Genomic DNA, 18,133 nt, shown 5'->3' with positions numbered 1-18,133 from the left:
AACAAAACGTCATAACGAGAAAGTATGACGAAGTTATCTCTCAATTAATAAAGAGATTGCTTCGTACCTCGCAATGACAACAAAATATAGAAATTATGAAGTTGTGGGATAAAGGATTTTCAATAGATCAACAAATAGAAAAGTTTACAGTAGGTAATGATAGAGAGATTGATATGCATATTGCAAAATATGATGTTCAGGCTTCTTTAGCTCACGCCATAATGTTAGAGTCTATTGGTATTATCAGTGCTGATGAATTAAAAGACTTAAAAAGAGGATTAAACGAATTAGCGGCTGATATTGAAAACGGAACTTTTGTTATTGAAGCATCATTTGAAGATGTACATTCTAAAATTGAATGGGAATTAACAAACAAATTAGGTGAAGTTGGTAAGAAAATTCATACTGCTCGCTCTAGAAACGATCAGGTTTTAGTAGCACTTCAATTATATTACAAAGAAAATTTATCAGTTATAAATGATAAAACAAAAACACTTTTTGATACACTTTTAGGTTTAGCAGAAACGCATAAACAAAGCCTTTTACCAGGTTATACGCATTTACAAGTGGCAATGCCATCATCTTTTGGGTTGTGGTTTTCTGCATACGCAGAATTGTTAATTGACGATGTATATATGTTAAATGCTGTTTCTAAAGTTGTAGATCAAAATCCTTTAGGTTCTGCTGCAGGTTACGGAAGTTCATTCCCTATAGACAGAGAATTAACAACTAAAGAATTAAAATTTGCAACCTTAAAATACAATGTAGTTGCTGCACAATTAGGTAGAGGAAAAAGCGAACGTTCTATAGCTTCTGCTTTAGGTGGTTTATGTAACACTATGTCTCGCTTTGCAATGGATGTTTGTTTGTATATGAGTCAAAATTTTAATTTTATTACTTTTCCTGATGAATTAACAACAGGAAGTAGCATTATGCCACACAAGAAAAACCCAGATGTTTTTGAATTAATTCGTGGAAAATGTAATAAAATACAGGCTTTACACACAGAAATGGTAATGATCACCAATAATTTACCAACGGGTTATCACAGAGATTTTCAATTATTAAAAGAAAATATCATCAATGCTTTTGAAGACGTAAAAGATATTTTAGACATCTTTAACTACTCTATTCAGCAAGTAATTGTTAAAGATATCGATTTAAATGATGAAAAATATCAATACTTATTTACGGTTGATAGTATTAATAATTTAGTGGTAGAAGGCATGTCTTTTAGAGAAGCTTATCAAAAAATTGGAGGACAAGTACAAGAAGGTACTTACAAGCCAGATTTAGGAAAGCAACATTCTCATGTTGGAAGTATTCATAATTTATCTTTGGATAAAATTGCCGAAAAATATCCTAAACAATAACTATAAATGAAAAAGCACCTCTTATTTTTTTTAGTCCTATTTGCTGTCTATAATTCTTTTTCACAAAGTGAAATTGTAGAAATTTGGGATGTTGTTCCCAATAGTAAAACGACCGAAGAACAAGAGGTGATTACCTTAGACCCTATCAAAAAAATATCTTTAGTAAAAACACCTACTTTAGAAATATACCTACCATCAAAAAAAAACAGGCGAGACAAATCTGTCATTATTTTTCCTGGAGGTGGTTATAGTTCTTTAGCATATGATTGGGAAGGGTCTGATATTGCCAAATGGTTTAATAGTAAAGGGATAACAGCATTTATATTAAAATACAGATTACCAAATCCAGAATTGCAAATAACACAACACAATGCGCCTTTACAAGATGCACAAAGAGCAATAAGATGGGTACGATTAAATGCTGAAAAATGGAATATTAGTCCTAATAAAATTGGTATAATTGGTTTTTCTGCAGGCGGACATTTAGCAGCTACTTTAGGCACTCAGTATAATACACCTAATAATTTTAAAGAACAAGCTGTAGACACCATTTCTGCAAGACCAAATTTTATGGCTTTAATTTATCCTGTAATTACCATGCAAGATAATTACACGCATAAGGGATCTAGAAATAAATTATTAGGCAAAAACCCTACTATTCTATTAAAGGATACATATTCTAATGAACTACATGTAACCCAAAATACTCCTCCTACATTTTTAGTGCATTCTGCCGATGATTCTGCTGTACCTATAGAAAACAGTTTAAACTTTTACAAAGCTCTTAAAGATAACAGTATTAATGTAGAAATGCATCTTTATCCGTATGGAAAACATGGTTATTCTTTAGCCCTTAATAAAGGGTATTTACAAAAATGGCCAAATCTACTATATGATTGGTTAGACAATTTATCTTTGGATAAAACAGCTGAAAAACAACCTAAAAAATAGAGAACAAAAAGCCCAAATTCATAATGAATTTGGGCTTTTTTACTTTATGTCTGTTCTACTTCGTCAATTAAAAGTAAAAGTTTACTCCAATAGATGTACTAAAAACATCAATTAAATTAACCTCTTTAGTTGCTATTGCATACCAAAGGTAAGTTTCTACTGTACCTAATTCGGCATAAAAATCTACACCTTTAAAAGTTTTTGATTTCTTAAAATCCTTATGAACCATAACTCCTCCAAAAAACGTAAAGTGAAATGCAGTAGGAACATAATATCCATCGGGATATAAACTAGGAAGCGTTGTAAAAGTTGTAGTACCAATATCTAAAGTTGTTGCAACACCTGCGATTGGGGTAATGGTTAAGTTTTCTCCAATTTTTTTCCTATAAATAGGAAACGTATTCTTTATAGTTATTAAATGTATATTCTCTGCTTTAGAGGCCGATTTTGGCACAAAACCATATAACAACTCAGAATATAAAACTTTATCAAACAACTGATAACCTGCACCAACAGAGAAAAGACCTATATTTCCTGCAAATTGTGTTTTTACATAGTCTGGTACGTACCAAGATTTTTCTTTAATAATGGGACCTTCTTGAGCAATAATATTATTAAATAATAACAACATTATTGGTAGTATTAATATGTTTTTAATTTTCATCTTTTTTATAATTCTATCAATTCTACACTAAAATCTTTTTCCTTAACCGTAACTATATTGTAAGCTTTCTCCTTAACAGCTGGTGCAGTTAAATAACTTACATCTCCTTCTTCATAATTGAAACTATGTGTATGCCCATGTAAAGATAATGGCACATTATTTTCTATCATTATAGATTTATACTTCTCTGCTAATTCATCATTAAATTGATCTCCATAATAAGGAATATGAGCAATAACAAATACTTGATTAAAATTGGTATTCTCTTTTAATTCTGATGACAACCAATCAAAATCTAACTCCTTTTCACTTTCCCAAACAGTATCATCAAAAAGAACAAATTTGTTATTATTAAATTCAAAAGAATAATTATAATCCCCAAACATATTTTTATAAATGATACCTCCATTATTATTATAATCATGGTTACCAATAACCGTTACATAAGGTTTCTTTAATTTTGCCATGATATCATGAAAAATCTCATACTCTCTTAATAAGGCTTGATCTGCAATATCACCTCCAAAAATGACAAATAAAATATCATCTCTTTTATTTATATCATCAATTACAGTAGCAAGTTCATCATAGAAATAATGTACATCTGAAATAAACGCAAACTTAAATTCATTAGAATTTACGGTTACATTTTCTAATAATTTTAAATTTATTTCAGTCGTGTTTTTTTGGCTAGATTTTACATTGGCTTCATAAACACTAAATTCAAAAGGGTGGTCACAAGATGTGAAAAACACCACGAGACTTAGTATTGCTATTCTTAAATACTTCATTATTTTTTAATTCTATTTATATATTTGTGCAAATTTATCCTTTATGTAGACGATAAAAAAACATAAACTTACTTTAAATAGAGCGTAAATAAATATTAACTACCAAGCTATTTGTAACCATCTATATGCCTATGATTTAACAGAAAAGAAAAAACATAAAAATATTTTAATAACCTTTTTATACCCCAAAACAAGAAATTATTAATAGACACTTGGAGACGAAAAAATAGTAAACAACAGTAGTACTTTACCTATTTTACTAAGAATATCCCTTAAAAACAACTTAGAATCACTTAAATTACTAGCTATCTTATCGTTATTTAATTTATAAATTTTATATTTAGACTTTAACCCTAAAAAAAATATTCATTCATGTTTTGGTTTCACCCAGATTTAGAACGATTAGAAAATCAAATTCAAGAATTAGAATATGATCCAAAAACGATTTTTTACGGAAGTTCTACAATAACTTTATGGAAAAATTTAGCCACCACCTTTAAAGAACACTACCCAATAAATTTAGGGTTTGGAGGTTCTACACTAGCCGCATGTACGTGGTATTTTGATCGTATTTTTAAAAACATAAAACACATAGACGCTATTGTTATTTATGCTGGAGATAACGATTTAGGAGAAGGTAGACATCCGGAAGAAGTTCTTTTGTTTTTAGAAAACTTACTCCTTAAAATTAAAACAAAATACGGTAATATAAACTGTACTTGTATTTCTATAAAACCCAGTATTGCACGTAATCATTTACAAGAAAGCATCAATTATACAAATAAAAACATTCAAAAATTAATGTCTAAAGACGATAATTTTCATTTTATAAATATTTACGATGCATTGTTAGATAAAAAAGGAAAACCAAATAGCAAGTACTTTGAAGAAGACGGATTGCATTTTAATACTAAGGGCTACAGTTTATTAGAAAAAACACTTCAGAAAAATCCTAAAATTTTTCCTCAAAAAATACTCCAAAAAATATATTAAAAGAGTATCTTAATGGAAAATTTATTTTTCATGAAAAGAGAATATCATAAATGGTATAGTCCGAATCTTGAAAAAGAAATGGAACTTCTTGTATTTGGACATGCGGGCACAAAAGTGTTATTTTTTCCTCCGAGAATGGGGCGCTTTTTCGATTATGAAAATTGGAAAATTATTGCTGCTTTAGAACAAAAAATCTTAAAAGGAAAATTACAAATATTTTGTGTAGATAGTGTAGACTTAGAATCTTTTTATAATAGTTTTAAAGATCCAGGGTATCGAATCTATAGACACATTCAGTATGAAAATTATGTTATTGAAGAAGTATTACCACTTGCCAACTCAATTAACTCAAGTAAAAATGTTACTTCTGCAGGTTGTAGTTTAGGTGCATATCACGCTGTAAATATAGCCATGCGCCATCCAATCTTGTTTACTAAAGTTGTAGGTATGAGTGGTCGTTATGATTTAACAAAGTCTAATGGTTGCTTTAATGATTTGTTAAGCGGATTTCATAATGAATTTGTGTATTTTAATATGCCTAATCAATATCTAAAAAATTTAGATGACACGAATTTAATTGAGCAATTGAGTAAAATGGATATTATATTGGCCATCGGAAAAGATGATTCTTTTTTAGAAAGCAATTATAAATTATCTAACATTTTACAAGAAAAAGGGATTCTACACCACTTATTTCAATGGCAAGAAGAAGCGCATAAAGCATGTTATTGGCGAACAATGGTAGATATTTATTTTTAAAATTAAATTTATGATACCAAGACATTTTTCTTAATGACTATATCCTTTAATAAATTACGAGCACAAAGTGAAGTTATCCCACTTTGGACAACCATACCCAATAACATAGAAACCTTTGAAGAACAATCTATAGAACAGGGTGATATTCTTAAAATCTCTAAAATTAAAAAACCAACATTAGAAATTTATGCTCCATCAAAACGGAATGCAACAGACAAAGCCATTCTAATATGTCCTGGTGGAGGTTATACCACATTAGCCTATGACTGGGAAGGAACTGAAATTGCCAAATGGTTTAATAGTAAAGGAATTACAGCTTTTGTTCTAAAATACAGATTGCCTAATTCTAAATCTTTAAAAACACCCCATAAAGCACCTTTGCAAGATACTCAAAGAGCTATTAGATGGGTTCGTTTTAACGCTGATAAATTTGGAATTAATCCTGCAAAAATTGGAGTAATTGGTTTTTCTGCTGGCGGACATTTGGCTGCTACATTAGGAACTCAATATAATTCTAAAAATAACTTTAAGGAAGAACCTTTAGATTCTATCTCTGCAAGACCAGATTTTATGGCTTTAATTTATCCTGTAATTACTATGAAGAATAATTACACACACATAGGATCTCGAAATCAATTATTAGGTAAAAAACCTACACAAGCATTAATTGAACAATATTCTAATGAATTACAAGTTACAATAAATACACCTCCTACTTTTTTAGTACACGCTTCGAATGATAGTACAGTACCGGTAGAAAATAGTTTGCAATTTTATAAATCTTTAAATGATAAAAAGGTAAAAGTAGAAATGCATATTTACCCATATGGCGGACACGGATTTTCTTTAGCCATAAATCAAGAAGGATATCTACATACTTGGTTAGATCGATTAGATGACTGGTTGAAAACGATATAGTCTTGTAATTTGTTTTAAAAGATTTACGACTCTTAATCGTTTGTATTGTGAATACGATACCTAAAACTTTTACATATTTTTTATATGAGCAGTTTATTTACATATTATATAATTTAACTGTATAAAAATTACTAAAATATCAATAAAAATCGGTTTTAAATCCCTCAAGAAACAAGTATCTTTGTCCTCTTAAAATTATAAAAATGCCAAAAATTTCATCTGTAAAACATTCCGAATTTGTACTTATTGGAGGAGGTATCATGTCTGCAACATTAGCCATCTTACTTTTTGAAAAATTTCCTGGAAAGAAAATTACCATTATAGAAAAATTGCCTACAATAGCTCAAGAAAGTTCTGAAGCTTGGAATAATGCAGGTACTGGACACGCTGGAAACTGTGAACTGAACTATACGCCAGAAAAGAAAGGAGTTGTAGATATTACAAAAGCCATCAATATTTCTGAGCAATTTACAGAAACTTATAATTTTTGGAAAGACTGCGCTGAAAAAGGATATATCAATAATTTATCAAAATGTATCAGTGAAGTTCCGCATTTAAGTTTTGTTAGAGGTAAAAAAGACGTTACTTTTTTAGAAAAGCGCTATGAGGTTATAAAAGACAATCCTCAATTTAAAGGAATGCTTTTCTCTAAAGATAAAGAACAAGTAAAAAAATGGCTCCCTTTAATGATGGAAGGAAGAGCCGATAAAGAAGAAATTGCTGCTACCTTTTTTGAAAAAGGGTATGATGTTAACTTTGGTGAAATTGCAGAACAAATATTTCGTTTCTTAAAAAAACAAGACAACGTAGAATTATTAAATCATAGCAACGTTAACAACATACAAAAGTCTAAAAGAGGCAATTGGGTAGTAACAATAAAAGGGCAAAACGTTGTTAAAAGTTGGATGCTTGCCTCTAAATATCTTTTTATTGGAGCTGGTGGAGGTACATTGCCTTTATTAGAAAAAGCAAATATAAAAGAAGCAAGAGGTTATGGAGGTTTCCCTATAAGTGGTCTATGGTTACGTTGTACCAATCCAGAAATTATAGAAAAGCATAACGCAAAAGCATACGGTAAAGCAGGACGCGGTGCACCACCAATGTCTGTTCCTCATATGGATTCTAGAATGATTAACGGTAGAAAAGAATTGTTATTTGGTCCTTTTGCGGGCTTTACAACTAGATTCTTAAAACACGGTTCTGTGTTTGATTTACCAAGGTCTGTAGAGTTTGATAATATTATGAGTTTATTAGGTGCAGGTTATCAAAATTTACCACTTGTAAAATACTTAATAAAACAAGTAAGATTATCCTTTAAAGATAGAATGGAAGAATTAAGGGCTTTTTATCCTGAAGCAAATAATGACGATTGGAAAACTGTAATTGCTGGACAACGTGTTCAAATTATAAAAAGAAATAAAAAAGGGTTTGGTAAATTAGAATTTGGAACAGAAATAATAATTTCTGAAGATAAAACAATTGCTGCTCTTTTAGGCGCTTCACCAGGAGCATCTACTTCTTACTCTGTAATGAAAGAAGTGTTCGACAAAAGTTTTAAATAGGTCTTAAATTATAAAATTCTTTTAAAAAGAGCGATAATAAAGTGTTTTGGAGGCATTTTAAGAATCACTTGTAAATCTTCAATAATAGAAGTTTCTTCATCTAAAAATTTTAATATTTTTTTAGGTGAAGAACGTTTAAATAAATTTGAAAAAAGAAAAGATCCTAAGTGATTTTTTTCATTTAAAATATCAAGTAACAATAAATCATAAAACCAAAACTTATTTATTTTATGAAATTTAGATAAAGGTTTACCTTCCTTTAAATAATTGATTAAATGAATTGTTTTTTTATTGATATTTTTAAAAGTAAAACCTGTACTTGCTTTAGACCAGCCACCTGCTGTACCAATATGGACAATATTTTTTGAATTTTTACTCCAAAATTTATAACACGTCATTGGTATTAAACCTTGTTCTTTTTCAATAATTTTATAATTGGTGATATTTTTACTTTCCAAGTAATTTTCTATTTCCGTTTTATAAGTATTGTATGCCAATAAGTCTTTAGAAAACAAAGTATATTCAAACAAAGCTTCATTTTTACTATAAGGAAGTATATACATAAAACGTGTATTTCCGTTTTGAGCAACCGTAAAATCCATAAAAGTTGCTGCACTATCATCAAAAACATCTTCTTCTGTTTTTATAAAAAAACCTAGAAAATGCTGTCTTAAAATAGGATACTTAGACTGATTTTTATACTCATCAGTTAGAATACTATTAAGTACTGTTGGTGTTTTTAAAATTTGATGCTCTGTAATTACTTCTGCTTCAGAGGATAGTTGATTAATGTTAATCACACTTTCTTCAAGAAAATAAATATTTGTTTTTGATGCTATTTGATTCCATATTTTTTGATAAAAATCCTTGCTACGAATCATTTTATATTGGTACGGAGCTATACTTTCTACCTCACTATAAATATCACTCCTAAAAACAATATGGTTCCAAGAAGTACTTAAGATATCATCCCACTCACCATCTTGCTCTTCCCAATAACACCAAGTTCTATCATTAAATTGTTTTTTCTCTTTATCTATAATCAATATTGACTTGTCATCAAAAAAAGCATCTTTAGACATTCTGTAAGCCATCATTAGACCAGATGCTCCACCTCCAACAATTATGTAGTCGTAATAATTCAAAATAGATATATAAGTCTTTATTTAATAGTAAATGAAAAAGAGATTAAATTTTAGGCTTTTTAAAATATTTAAAAGGGACAAACAACATACCAAAACACTCACCTTCTTCTTTACCTAAATGTTTATGGTGCATTTTATGTGCTTTTCTCAATCCTCTTAAATAGCGATTATTAGTGTGTTTAAACCACTTAAAACGCTGATGAATTAAAACATCATGTACTAAAAAATAGGCTATTCCATAAAACAGAATACCTAATCCAATAAAAAACAAGAAAGTATACTCTGTATACGTACCAAAGTAAAAAAGTAAAATACTGGGTATTGCAAAAACAATAAAATAAGCATCGTTTTTTTCAAAAACACCTTGGTATTTTGGTTGATGATGATCTGCATGCAAAAACCACCCAAAACCATGCATTACAAATTTATGCGTACACCAAGTAACACATTCCATAAAAAGGAAAACACCTAAAGTAATTAGAGCAAAAATCATTAAATAATGTTTAATTTATATTTTACGTAACTTCTAGCTAATAAATTTATTTTCATCGGATTCGAAATACGAATTCTAGTGTCCATAATTTTTTCTGATGGAACTCCTTTTAATTTTTTTAGCAATCTTTTGTAATACCTATATGCCATATAAACACCAAACTTTGCTTCAACAGGCAATTTAAGAATTCCGTTTTGATAAGCAAATTCAAAATCTGCTTCTATTTCATCAATAATCAACTGTTTAGAAGAAGTGTCTAATTCTCCTAAATTTATATTCGGAAAATAAGAGCGATTTAACACTTCAAAATCATCTTTTAAGTCGCGTAAAAAATTCACTTTCTGAAAAGCAGAACCTAAACGCATTGCTGCATCCTTTAATTCTTCAAATCTTTTATCATCACCATCAACAAAAACCTTTAAACACATTAACCCCACAACATCTGCAGAACCATATATATATGCTTCATATTCTTCTTTCGTTTGATATTCTGTTTTAAACAAATCTGCTTTCATACTTTTTAAAAAGGCTTGCACCATTTCATCTGGTATTTTGTATTTATGAACCGTTTGCTGAAAAGAATTTAAAATAGGGTTTAAACTAATGCCATGTTCTCTAGCTAGATAATAATCTCTTTCAAAATGTTCCATTAAAAGCTCCTTATTATACTCATGAAAAGAATCTACAATTTCATCTGCAAAACGCACAAAACCATAAATATTATAAATATCTGTTCTTATTTTTGGAGACAACATATTTACAGCCAAAGAAAAAGAAGTGCTGTATTTTTTTGTAACCAACTTACTGCATTCACTAGAAACGCTATCAAATAATTCTTTCATATTATAGTTGATTTTTAAAGATTAATTCTGAAGCTATTTTTCCTGATATTAAAGCAGGGGGAACTCCAGGGCCAGGAACCGTTAATTGTCCTGTAAAATACAAATTTTTTATTTTACTACTTTTTATTTTTGGTCTTAAAAAAGCAGTTTGTAAAAGTGTATTTGCCATACCGTATGCATTTCCTTTATAAGAGTTGTATTCGCTTTTAAAATCATTTACACAAAATGACTTTTTAAACAACACATGTTTTTTTACTTTTTGATTTGTTAACGCCTCAAACCTATCCATAATTTTATGGAAATATGCTTCTCTAAGTGCTTCTGTATCTTCTATTCCAGGAGCCAAAGGAACTAAGAAAAAACCAGCTTCTTTACCTGCTGGTGCAGAAGTTTTATCTGTAATAGAAGTAAAGTTTGCATAAAACAAAGGATCTGTAGGCCATTGTGGTTCATCATAAATTTCTTTTGCATGTGCATCAAAATCTGTATCAAAAAATAATGTATGATGACTTACATTCTCAATTTTTTTATCAAAACCAACATAGAATAATAATGAAGATGGCGCAAACGTTTTTTTATCCCAATACGTCTCGGAATATTGTCTTGCACTTTTATCTAATAAGGTTTCTGTGTGATGATAATCTGCACCACTTAAAACTAAATTCGTTTTAATTTCTTTTCCATTAACTAACAAACCTGTTACATTTTTTGATGTATCGGTTATAATTTTTTCAACATTGCAATTCGTTTTAAATGTTACACCTAAACTTTTTGCCAAAGAAACCATACCTTCTATAACGGTATACATTCCTCCTCTTGGGTGCCATGTTCCTAATCCAAAATCTGCATAATTCATAAAATTATAAAATGCAGGTGTATTGTTTGGTTTTGCACCTAAAAACAACACCGGAAATTCTAAAATTTTTATTAATTTCTCACTTTTTATATTCTTCCTAACTTGTTTTCTGATGGTAGAAAAGAACTGAGAAACCCTTGCAACAGTTGTTGTGTTTACTAATTCTAAAGGAGATACTCCTGGTTGATACACTAAATCTTTAATGGCTGTATCATAATTAGATTTTGCTGAATCTAAAAAAGTTTTTAAATGCTTAGCGCTTCCTGTTTCCTCTTCTTCAAAAAGTTGATAAATTTCTTTTAAGTCACTCGCTATTTTAAGTGAAGAGTTTTCTCCAAAATAAACTTCGTAACCAGGGTTTAATTTATCTAGCGTATAATAATCAGATGGTTTTTTACCAAAATCTGCAAAAAAACGTTCAAATACATCGGGCATCCAATACCAAGACGGACCAATATCAAAAGTAAAACCGTCTTTTTTATACTGTCTTGCTCTTCCTCCTAAACTATCATTTTTTTCTAAAACAATAACTTCATACCCCGCTTTTGCTAGATAACAAGAAGCTGATAAAGCAGAAAAACCTGATCCTATTATATAAATTTTCTTATTCATTTTTAATTTTGTTTAACAAATATACAATTTTATTAAACATAAAATTGAAAAACATAAAATTATATTACTTTTAACAAGTCTATTATAGAGTCATATAATTGAATTTTAGAACTTAGTTTAACGTCTTTTATTAGACTCACTTTTCTACCTGTTGCTATAAAAGTTTTATCAGACTTACCTAACATAGCCTCTATTTCTCTAAAATATTCTTCTACTTTATCATCATAAGGTTTAATTGTTAAAGACGTAATGAAACAAATTTCATTATTGCTTTCTAAAAAATAATCCAAATTATTTAAAGGTAAACTTTGCCCTAAATAAACGGTATGAAAGCCTCTTAAAACAAGTTCGTAATTTAAATATAAAAGTCCAATTTCATGAATTTCATTTTCAGGTAAAAATAAAACATATGTTTTAGTGGTATTCCTAATATTAAACTGAAGTTTTTCTGTATTTATAAGAATTTTTTGCACTATTAAATTAGAGATAAAATGCTCATGTGCTGGTTTTAAAGTATCTGTTTGCCACAACAAACCAACATCATTTAAAAAAGGAACAAACACATCTTTAAAAATTTCTTGAAATGTTTTTTCTTCTAAAAGTTTATGATAGACATTGTTAAACATAATTTTATCAAACTGAAACATCGATAATTTTAGAGAATTAATAGCCTCGTCATTTAAGGATGCTGCAAAAGCCAATGCTCTCGTTTGCAAAATTAATTCTTCATCAGACATTTTTGCAATCTTAGAAATCTTAAAATCATTATTATTTAGTAAAACAATATTTAAAAGTTTCTGTAAATTCTCATTAGAATAAAAACGAATATTAGTTTCAGTTCTTTTTGGCTCTAAAAGATTATACCTCTTTTCCCAAATACGAATTGTATGTGCTTTTATTCCTGAAATATTTTCAAGGTCTTTAATTGTAAAATCCAGCTTAATATTGTTCAATTTATTTTATTTTTAGTTCAACAAAGTTAAAGGAAAAAATAAAGAATAAAATATTTTTTATATAAAATTGTAACATTTTATACTTTTGTACTACTTATAGATAACTAACTAATTTACACAAGTGCAAAAAGATTTAGAGAAAAATTTTTTATTGGACTTTGAAGAAAATCAAAATATTGCTCATAAAATTTGTAAGATTTATACTACAAATCAAAGTGCACATAAAGATTTGTTTCAAGAGATAACCATTCAGCTTTGGAAAAACTATCCAAAGTTTAGAGGAGACTCTAAATTTAGCACCTGGATGTATAGAGTAGCTTTAAATACAGCAATTTCGCTGTACAGAAAATCTACAAGAAGAGTAAAAACACAAGATATTAGTGATTTTTCTTATAAAATAAAAGCGACTGATTATGATGATACAGAAGAAATTCAGCTAAAAGCTTTATATAAGGCAATTCACAAATTGAATGATATTGATAAGGCGTTGATATTTTTATATCTTGAAGACAAACCTTACAAAGAAATTTCTGAGACATTAGGAATCTCATCTGTAAATGCAAGAGTAAAAATGAATAGAGCAAAAGAGAAATTAAAAAACATTTTAAACCCATAACAGCATGGATTTATTAGATAAATATAAAAAAACTTGGGAGAATCAACCCGAAGAAGAAAACAAATTTTCTTCTGTTGATATCTACAAAATGGCAAAGTCTAAATCATCATCTATTGTAAAATGGATCTTTATTATTGGTATCATAGAATTTGTAGTCTTTAATTCTTTATACTTTTTCCTTGATATGGAAGAGGCTTACGCAGAATATAAAAAAATTGGATTAATGAACTTTGTTTATTATTCACAGGCTTTAGCTTATTTAATTTTGTTCTATTTCTTAGCAATGTTTTATAGAAATTACAAAAGTATTTCAACTATTGATTCAACTAAAAAATTGATGAAAAAAATTATTAAAACTAGAAAAACAGTAAGAAATTATGTCATATTCAACTTAAGTTTTATGGCACTAACGATGTTTATTGTTACAGTAGCAGAAATAAACTTTAAGTTTGAAGACTTAGAAACGAAACAAATATTTTTAATAATTCTTTTAACTCTTGTTGTTACATTGGTATTATTAGGTGTCTTATGGCTCTTTTATCAATTACTTTACGGAATATTATTAAAAAAATTGAATAGAAATTATAAAGAATTAGCTAAATTAGACGAGACTAATTAATTTCTATTATGAAAAAGTATTTCCTTCTTTTGTTTTTAAGCACTTCTTTTACCATGATTTCTCAAGAAAAAAAAGTTGACTTTTGGGATCACGTACAGTTTGGTGGTGGATTAAGTATGAGTTTTGGTTCACAAACCACTATTGGTATCTCTCCAAGTGTTATTTATAATTTTGACAATGGTTTTGCATTAGGTACTGGTTTAACCTATGTTTATAGTAAGTTTGATGATACAAAGACAAATGTTTATGGCGCTAGTATTATTTCTTTATATCAAATACCCAACATAGGCATTCAACTTTCTGGAGAATTTGAACAATCTTACGCTAAACGAACTTTCCCAAACGACAGTGAAAATACTAGCTTCCCTGCATTATATTTAGGTGCTGCTTATAATACTGGGCGTTTTGCTGTTGGTATAAGATATGATGTTTTGTATGATGACAGAAGCGTTTATTCTTCTGCCATATCACCAATTGTTCGTTTTTATTTTTAGAAATCCTTCAACTCCTTTAAAAGAATATCATGCATTTCATCTGTATAATCTAAATGCGTAACAATTCTTATTTTTCCTTCGCCCATTGGCGTTAATAAGATATTTTTTGCTTCCATTTTATGGATAAATTTGTCTGAACCTATTTTAGCATCAACATAAAAAATTACAATATTTGTTTCTATTGGTTCTACTTTTGTAACATAAGAAACAGACTCTAAAACAGCGCCTATTTCTTTTGCTTTTTTATGATCTTCTGCCAATCTATCTATATGGTTATCTAAAGCATAAATTCCGGCTGCAGCTAAGAATCCTACTTGTCTCATGGCCCCACCTAATAATTTTCGAATGCGTAATGCTTTTGCAATATGTGCTTTAGAACCTAATAAAACAGAACCAATCGGTGCACCTAATCCTTTAGACAAGCAAATAGAAATTGTATCAAATAATTCTCCATATTGTTTTGGACTTTCATTTTTTGCAACCAAAGCATTAAATAAACGAGCTCCGTCTAAATGAAAAGCTAAATTATTTTCTTTAGAAATTTTCTGTAATTTCTCTAATTCAGAAAAATCCCAACACGCTCCTCCTCCTTTGTTAGTTGTATTCTCTATACAAACCAAACTAGCAAATGGAGTATGAATACCAAACCCTTCTGCAATTGCATCTTGCAACTGTGCTGCTGTAAACATACCACGGTTACCATCCATTAACTTACAAGTTACCCCAGAGTTAAAAGCTGCACCACCACCTTCATAATTATAAACGTGTGCATATTTATCACAAATTAATTTATCTCCTGGTTGGGTATGTAATTTTATAGCTGTCTGATTTGCCATCGTTCCGGAAGGAAAAAACAAAGCATCTTCCATTCCAAATAATTTAGCTATTTTTTCTTGCAAAGCATTGGTGGTTGGGTCCATTTTAAAAACATCATCACCTACTTTTGCATGCATCATAGCAGCTAACATTTCTTTTGATGGTTTGGTAACTGTATCAGAAATTAAATCAATTATCATTACGTCTTTTTTTAATATTTATAATCAGTTCCTATTGGAGAGCCATCAGGAATTTGTAGTGCTTTTGTTTTCTTAAATGATGTTGGCTTTTTCTTAAAATCATCAATCATTTTTATCATTGCAATATCATATATTTCCTGAACTCCTTTTGATTTTTTGTTTTCTAAAATTGATTTTATTTCATCTAATTTAAAAAACACAATTGCATTAACTTGTTTGTACTGATTTTTATAAGATGCTAAATAAAACAACTGCTCTAAAACAGTGGTATTAATTACGTTTTGTAACTCTTGATAATAAGAATCTTTATGTGTTTTTTTTATTGATTTAGAGATTAATTTATCTATTAGTTCATCTAAACCTAATTGATTTTCATCTAAACTTTTGTGTGCAATTAATCTTGATGCTCTTTGTGGGTTTAACAACAAGTTTAAAGTCATTTCAGAAGCAGTTTCTACGGCTCCAAAAGCATCAAATTCTACACCTAAATTACTTTTAAAAGATTCTCTAGTTCTACCAAAACCCATCGCCCTTGGCGGAAACAAAGACAATTTTTCTTTAGGAATTGCAATTTCATCAACAGCTATTGTTTTTAAGACTGCTTGTAATGCTATTTTTTCTAAAGATCCAGCAACTCTTTTTACAACAGTTTCTTTACCTCCTTTTACCGCATAAGAATACTCTAAACCACCAATTAATTTTACGGTTGCTTCTGTTTGAAATCTGTGGAAAAAATACAACGGAACAAATACATCTTCTAAAACAGAATAAGGTTGGTTGGTTTTTATATTATCCGCAGAAAAATTAGCAATTGCCTTTTTTCTAATTTCAAGTAAATTATATAATTCTTCATAAATAGTACCGCCATTATCCCATAAATGAGAAGATGCACTGGCGCTTCCTTGAGATCTAGAATCTGCATCAGATAAATACTTAAATCCTTTTGCAGTAGCATTTTCAATAATTTTATTTAATTCATTCTCTTCATCCGTTTTAAAATCTTGATAAAAATAAGAGACAATTACTTTATCCCAATCTCCTATTTTATTATCATAAGCATTAGAAAAATCAATTTTATCTCCTTTTAAAGTAAACTTTGGATGTGGATAATCCATTACAGAAGCTCTATTATTTGTACTAGCAGCAAAATTATGAGCAAAGCCTAATGTATGTCCTATTTCATGTGCAGATAATTGTCTAATTCTTGCAACTGCCATTTCTAAAGCAAAATTATCATCAGCATTATTATTTGCATACGGAGCTTGCAAAGCTTGTGCTATTAAAAAATCTTGACGAATTCTTAAACTTCCTAAACTAACGTGTCCTTTAATAATTTCTCCTGTTCTTGGGTCAGAAATACTAGCACCATAACTCCAACCACGCGTAGAACGGTGTACCCATTGTACCATATTATAACGGATATCTAACGGATCTGCTCCTTCTGGCAACATTTTCATCTGAAAAGCATCTTTATACCCAATGGCTTCAAAAGCTTGGTTCCACCAACGTCCGCCTTCTAACAAAGCAGAACGCACAGGTTCTGGAGTCCCTCTATCTAAATAATAAATAATTGGTTCTTTAGCTTCAGAAATTGCTGCTTCTGGGTTTTTCTTTTCTAATCTATGACGCTGAATAAATTGCTTTTTTATAGGCTCGTTTACCGGAGTTGCATAATCTAAATAAGACATTGGGTAACCACCAGAACGTGGATCAAACTTTCTTGGTTTGTACTTATTATCTGGTAATTCTACAAAAGAATGATGTTGGTGTACAGTTACTAAACTAGAATTAGGACTTACACTTCTTATGTTACCACCTTTGGCAGTACCTTTAAAAGTTAACAAAACATCAAATTCAACATTTTTAGGAAACGCTTTTGTTCTTTTAATATTAAAAGCAGATTTGCTTTTATCTAAACTATAACTTCCTTGTTTTGTTCTTACTAATTTTGCAGAAACTCCATGAGCATCTCTTATAAAAAAATCTGTTGCATCTACTAAATACACGCCTTTTTTAGTTTCTTTAATTTTAAAACCATGCAAAACAGATTTTGCAAATGCTTCTTTTACAGATTCTTTTTCTTCCTTATTATCTGTAATTGCTCTGTAATTTAAATTAGGCTGTATTAACAATAATTTATTACCAGCTTTTTTAAAATAAACCACTACTCCACCTCCTAATTGGCCTCTATCTAAACCAATATCATTAGAACCTATCCCTTCAGAAAGAGAACTTACATAAAGAAACTCTTTATCTAAAGAATCTATTTCTAGAAATATTTTATCAGAATTATCATTATAGTAAAAGGTAAAATAACCCTCGTATTTAGTAATTCCTTTTTGTAATTTATTTTCTGATTTTTCAGTAAAAAACTGCGAAAAGCCATCAACAGAAAGTGTAATAAAAATAAAATAAGTAGTGTTTTTTTCATGTTTGGTATAATTTCTATAAAACTATAAAATAACTATCACCTTTT

At 29.3% G+C, this 18,133-nt stretch carries 18 protein-coding genes; 9 read left to right on the top strand and 9 right to left on the bottom strand.

The genetic code is table 11. From position 1 onward, the window contains the following. The first annotated feature begins 95 nt into the window (after positions 1 to 95). Both argH and WG945_RS00765 read left to right on the top strand, forming a co-directional pair. A complete protein-coding gene (argH, locus tag WG945_RS00770) occupies positions 96 to 1,373 on the top strand; it encodes an argininosuccinate lyase (protein WP_068449683.1) in 1,278 nt (425 codons plus the stop codon). A gap of 6 nt (positions 1,374 to 1,379) precedes the next feature. After that, complete coding sequence (locus WG945_RS00765) at positions 1,380 to 2,324, top strand: alpha/beta hydrolase (RefSeq protein WP_068449682.1); 945 nt, start codon at positions 1,380 to 1,382, stop codon at positions 2,322 to 2,324. Positions 2,325 to 2,391: 67 nt separating this feature from the next. Here WG945_RS00765 and WG945_RS00760 read toward each other — a convergent pair whose 3' ends face one another. Continuing rightward, entirely contained in the window at positions 2,392 to 2,988 is a 597-nt protein-coding gene (locus tag WG945_RS00760; protein ID WP_068449681.1) for a hypothetical protein, read from the bottom strand. A 5-nt stretch (positions 2,989 to 2,993) separates the two neighbouring features. Next, positions 2,994 to 3,779 (bottom strand): metallophosphoesterase family protein, encoded by a 786-nt coding sequence (locus WG945_RS00755; protein ID WP_068449680.1) that lies wholly within the window; start codon positions 3,777 to 3,779, stop codon positions 2,994 to 2,996. 372 nt (positions 3,780 to 4,151) lie between these two features. Here WG945_RS00755 and WG945_RS00750 point away from each other — a divergent pair, with 372 nt between their 5' ends. The 4 genes from WG945_RS00750 (at position 4,152) to mqo (ending at position 8,011) form a co-directional block, all read left to right on the top strand. Next, positions 4,152 to 4,772 (top strand): GDSL-type esterase/lipase family protein, encoded by a 621-nt coding sequence (locus tag WG945_RS00750; RefSeq protein ID WP_068449679.1) that lies wholly within the window; start codon positions 4,152 to 4,154, stop codon positions 4,770 to 4,772. Positions 4,773 to 4,784: 12 nt separating this feature from the next. Then, entirely contained in the window at positions 4,785 to 5,531 is a 747-nt protein-coding gene (locus WG945_RS00745) for an esterase family protein (RefSeq protein ID WP_231874636.1), read from the top strand. A 33-nt stretch (positions 5,532 to 5,564) separates the two neighbouring features. After that, positions 5,565 to 6,449 carry an alpha/beta hydrolase gene (locus WG945_RS00740; RefSeq protein ID WP_068449677.1) on the top strand — a complete coding sequence of 295 codons (885 nt, stop codon included), beginning with the start codon at positions 5,565 to 5,567 and terminating at the stop codon, positions 6,447 to 6,449. A 203-nt stretch (positions 6,450 to 6,652) separates the two neighbouring features. Further along, positions 6,653 to 8,011 carry a malate dehydrogenase (quinone) gene (gene mqo / locus WG945_RS00735; protein WP_068449676.1) on the top strand — a complete coding sequence of 453 codons (1,359 nt, stop codon included), beginning with the start codon at positions 6,653 to 6,655 and terminating at the stop codon, positions 8,009 to 8,011. Between the two features lie 8 nt (positions 8,012 to 8,019). Here mqo and WG945_RS00730 read toward each other — a convergent pair whose 3' ends face one another. The 5 genes from WG945_RS00730 to WG945_RS00710 are packed head-to-tail and all read right to left on the bottom strand — an operon-like array spanning position 8,020 to position 12,912. After that, positions 8,020 to 9,156: a lycopene cyclase family protein gene (locus WG945_RS00730; protein ID WP_068449675.1), complete on the bottom strand. Its 1,137-nt coding sequence runs from the start codon at positions 9,154 to 9,156 to the stop codon at positions 8,020 to 8,022. A 43-nt stretch (positions 9,157 to 9,199) separates the two neighbouring features. Then, entirely contained in the window at positions 9,200 to 9,649 is a 450-nt protein-coding gene (locus tag WG945_RS00725) for a sterol desaturase family protein (RefSeq protein ID WP_068449674.1), read from the bottom strand. Then, positions 9,649 to 10,491: a phytoene/squalene synthase family protein gene (locus WG945_RS00720; protein WP_068449673.1), complete on the bottom strand. Its 843-nt coding sequence runs from the start codon at positions 10,489 to 10,491 to the stop codon at positions 9,649 to 9,651. The genes WG945_RS00725 and WG945_RS00720 overlap by 1 nt, the downstream gene beginning before the upstream one ends. Before the next feature lies 1 nt (position 10,492). After that, positions 10,493 to 11,959, bottom strand: a complete 1,467-nt coding sequence (locus WG945_RS00715) for a phytoene desaturase family protein (protein ID WP_068449672.1) — start codon at positions 11,957 to 11,959, stop codon at positions 10,493 to 10,495. A gap of 59 nt (positions 11,960 to 12,018) precedes the next feature. Continuing rightward, positions 12,019 to 12,912, bottom strand: coding sequence for a MerR family transcriptional regulator (locus WG945_RS00710; protein ID WP_068449671.1), 894 nt, complete (start codon positions 12,910 to 12,912; stop codon positions 12,019 to 12,021). A gap of 121 nt (positions 12,913 to 13,033) precedes the next feature. Here WG945_RS00710 and WG945_RS00705 point away from each other — a divergent pair, with 121 nt between their 5' ends. The 3 genes from WG945_RS00705 to WG945_RS00695 are packed head-to-tail and all read left to right on the top strand — an operon-like array spanning position 13,034 to position 14,641. Beyond that, positions 13,034 to 13,528, top strand: coding sequence for an RNA polymerase sigma factor (locus WG945_RS00705; protein WP_068449670.1), 495 nt, complete (start codon positions 13,034 to 13,036; stop codon positions 13,526 to 13,528). A 4-nt stretch (positions 13,529 to 13,532) separates the two neighbouring features. Beyond that, positions 13,533 to 14,147 (top strand): hypothetical protein, encoded by a 615-nt coding sequence (locus tag WG945_RS00700; RefSeq protein ID WP_068449669.1) that lies wholly within the window; start codon positions 13,533 to 13,535, stop codon positions 14,145 to 14,147. A gap of 8 nt (positions 14,148 to 14,155) precedes the next feature. Further along, on the top strand, positions 14,156 to 14,641 hold the full coding sequence (locus tag WG945_RS00695; RefSeq protein ID WP_068449668.1) for a hypothetical protein: 486 nt from the start codon (positions 14,156 to 14,158) through the stop codon (positions 14,639 to 14,641). On the opposite strand, the gene WG945_RS00690 is transcribed toward WG945_RS00695, so the two are convergent. Next, a complete protein-coding gene (locus WG945_RS00690) occupies positions 14,638 to 15,657 on the bottom strand; it encodes a threonine aldolase family protein (protein WP_068449667.1) in 1,020 nt (339 codons plus the stop codon). The two genes, WG945_RS00695 and WG945_RS00690, sit on opposite strands and share 4 nt — an antisense overlap. An 11-nt stretch (positions 15,658 to 15,668) precedes the next feature. Then, a complete protein-coding gene (locus WG945_RS00685; RefSeq protein ID WP_068449666.1) occupies positions 15,669 to 18,065 on the bottom strand; it encodes a zinc-dependent metalloprotease in 2,397 nt (798 codons plus the stop codon). Positions 18,066 to 18,133: the final 68 nt, after the last annotated feature.

The organism is Polaribacter atrinae (assembly GCF_038023995.1).
Classification (GTDB): Bacteria; Bacteroidota; Bacteroidia; order Flavobacteriales; family Flavobacteriaceae; genus Polaribacter; species Polaribacter atrinae.
Note: the sequence above shows the minus strand (reverse complement) of the source record. Positions and strands in the feature narration are given on the sequence as shown.

Excerpts from the sequence above, each read along its gene's own strand:
- WG945_RS00700 (WP_068449669.1), top strand. The coding sequence starts at position 13,533 with ATGGATTTATTAGATAAATATAAAAAAACTTGGGAGAATCAACCCGAA.
- WG945_RS00715 (WP_068449672.1), bottom strand. The coding sequence starts at position 11,959 with ATGAATAAGAAAATTTATATAATAGGATCAGGTTTTTCTGCTTTATCA.
- WG945_RS00755 (WP_068449680.1), bottom strand. The coding sequence starts at position 3,779 with ATGAAGTATTTAAGAATAGCAATACTAAGTCTCGTGGTGTTTTTCACA.
- WG945_RS00690 (WP_068449667.1), bottom strand. The coding sequence starts at position 15,657 with ATGATAATTGATTTAATTTCTGATACAGTTACCAAACCATCAAAAGAA.
- WG945_RS00695 (WP_068449668.1), top strand. The coding sequence starts at position 14,156 with ATGAAAAAGTATTTCCTTCTTTTGTTTTTAAGCACTTCTTTTACCATG.
- argH (WP_068449683.1), top strand. The coding sequence starts at position 96 with ATGAAGTTGTGGGATAAAGGATTTTCAATAGATCAACAAATAGAAAAG.
- WG945_RS00760 (WP_068449681.1), bottom strand. The coding sequence starts at position 2,988 with ATGAAAATTAAAAACATATTAATACTACCAATAATGTTGTTATTATTT.
- mqo (WP_068449676.1), top strand. The coding sequence starts at position 6,653 with ATGCCAAAAATTTCATCTGTAAAACATTCCGAATTTGTACTTATTGGA.
- WG945_RS00740 (WP_068449677.1), top strand. The coding sequence starts at position 5,565 with ATGACTATATCCTTTAATAAATTACGAGCACAAAGTGAAGTTATCCCA.
- WG945_RS00750 (WP_068449679.1), top strand. The coding sequence starts at position 4,152 with ATGTTTTGGTTTCACCCAGATTTAGAACGATTAGAAAATCAAATTCAA.
- WG945_RS00725 (WP_068449674.1), bottom strand. The coding sequence starts at position 9,649 with ATGATTTTTGCTCTAATTACTTTAGGTGTTTTCCTTTTTATGGAATGT.
- WG945_RS00745 (WP_231874636.1), top strand. The coding sequence starts at position 4,785 with ATGGAAAATTTATTTTTCATGAAAAGAGAATATCATAAATGGTATAGT.
- WG945_RS00765 (WP_068449682.1), top strand. The coding sequence starts at position 1,380 with ATGAAAAAGCACCTCTTATTTTTTTTAGTCCTATTTGCTGTCTATAAT.
- WG945_RS00720 (WP_068449673.1), bottom strand. The coding sequence starts at position 10,491 with ATGAAAGAATTATTTGATAGCGTTTCTAGTGAATGCAGTAAGTTGGTT.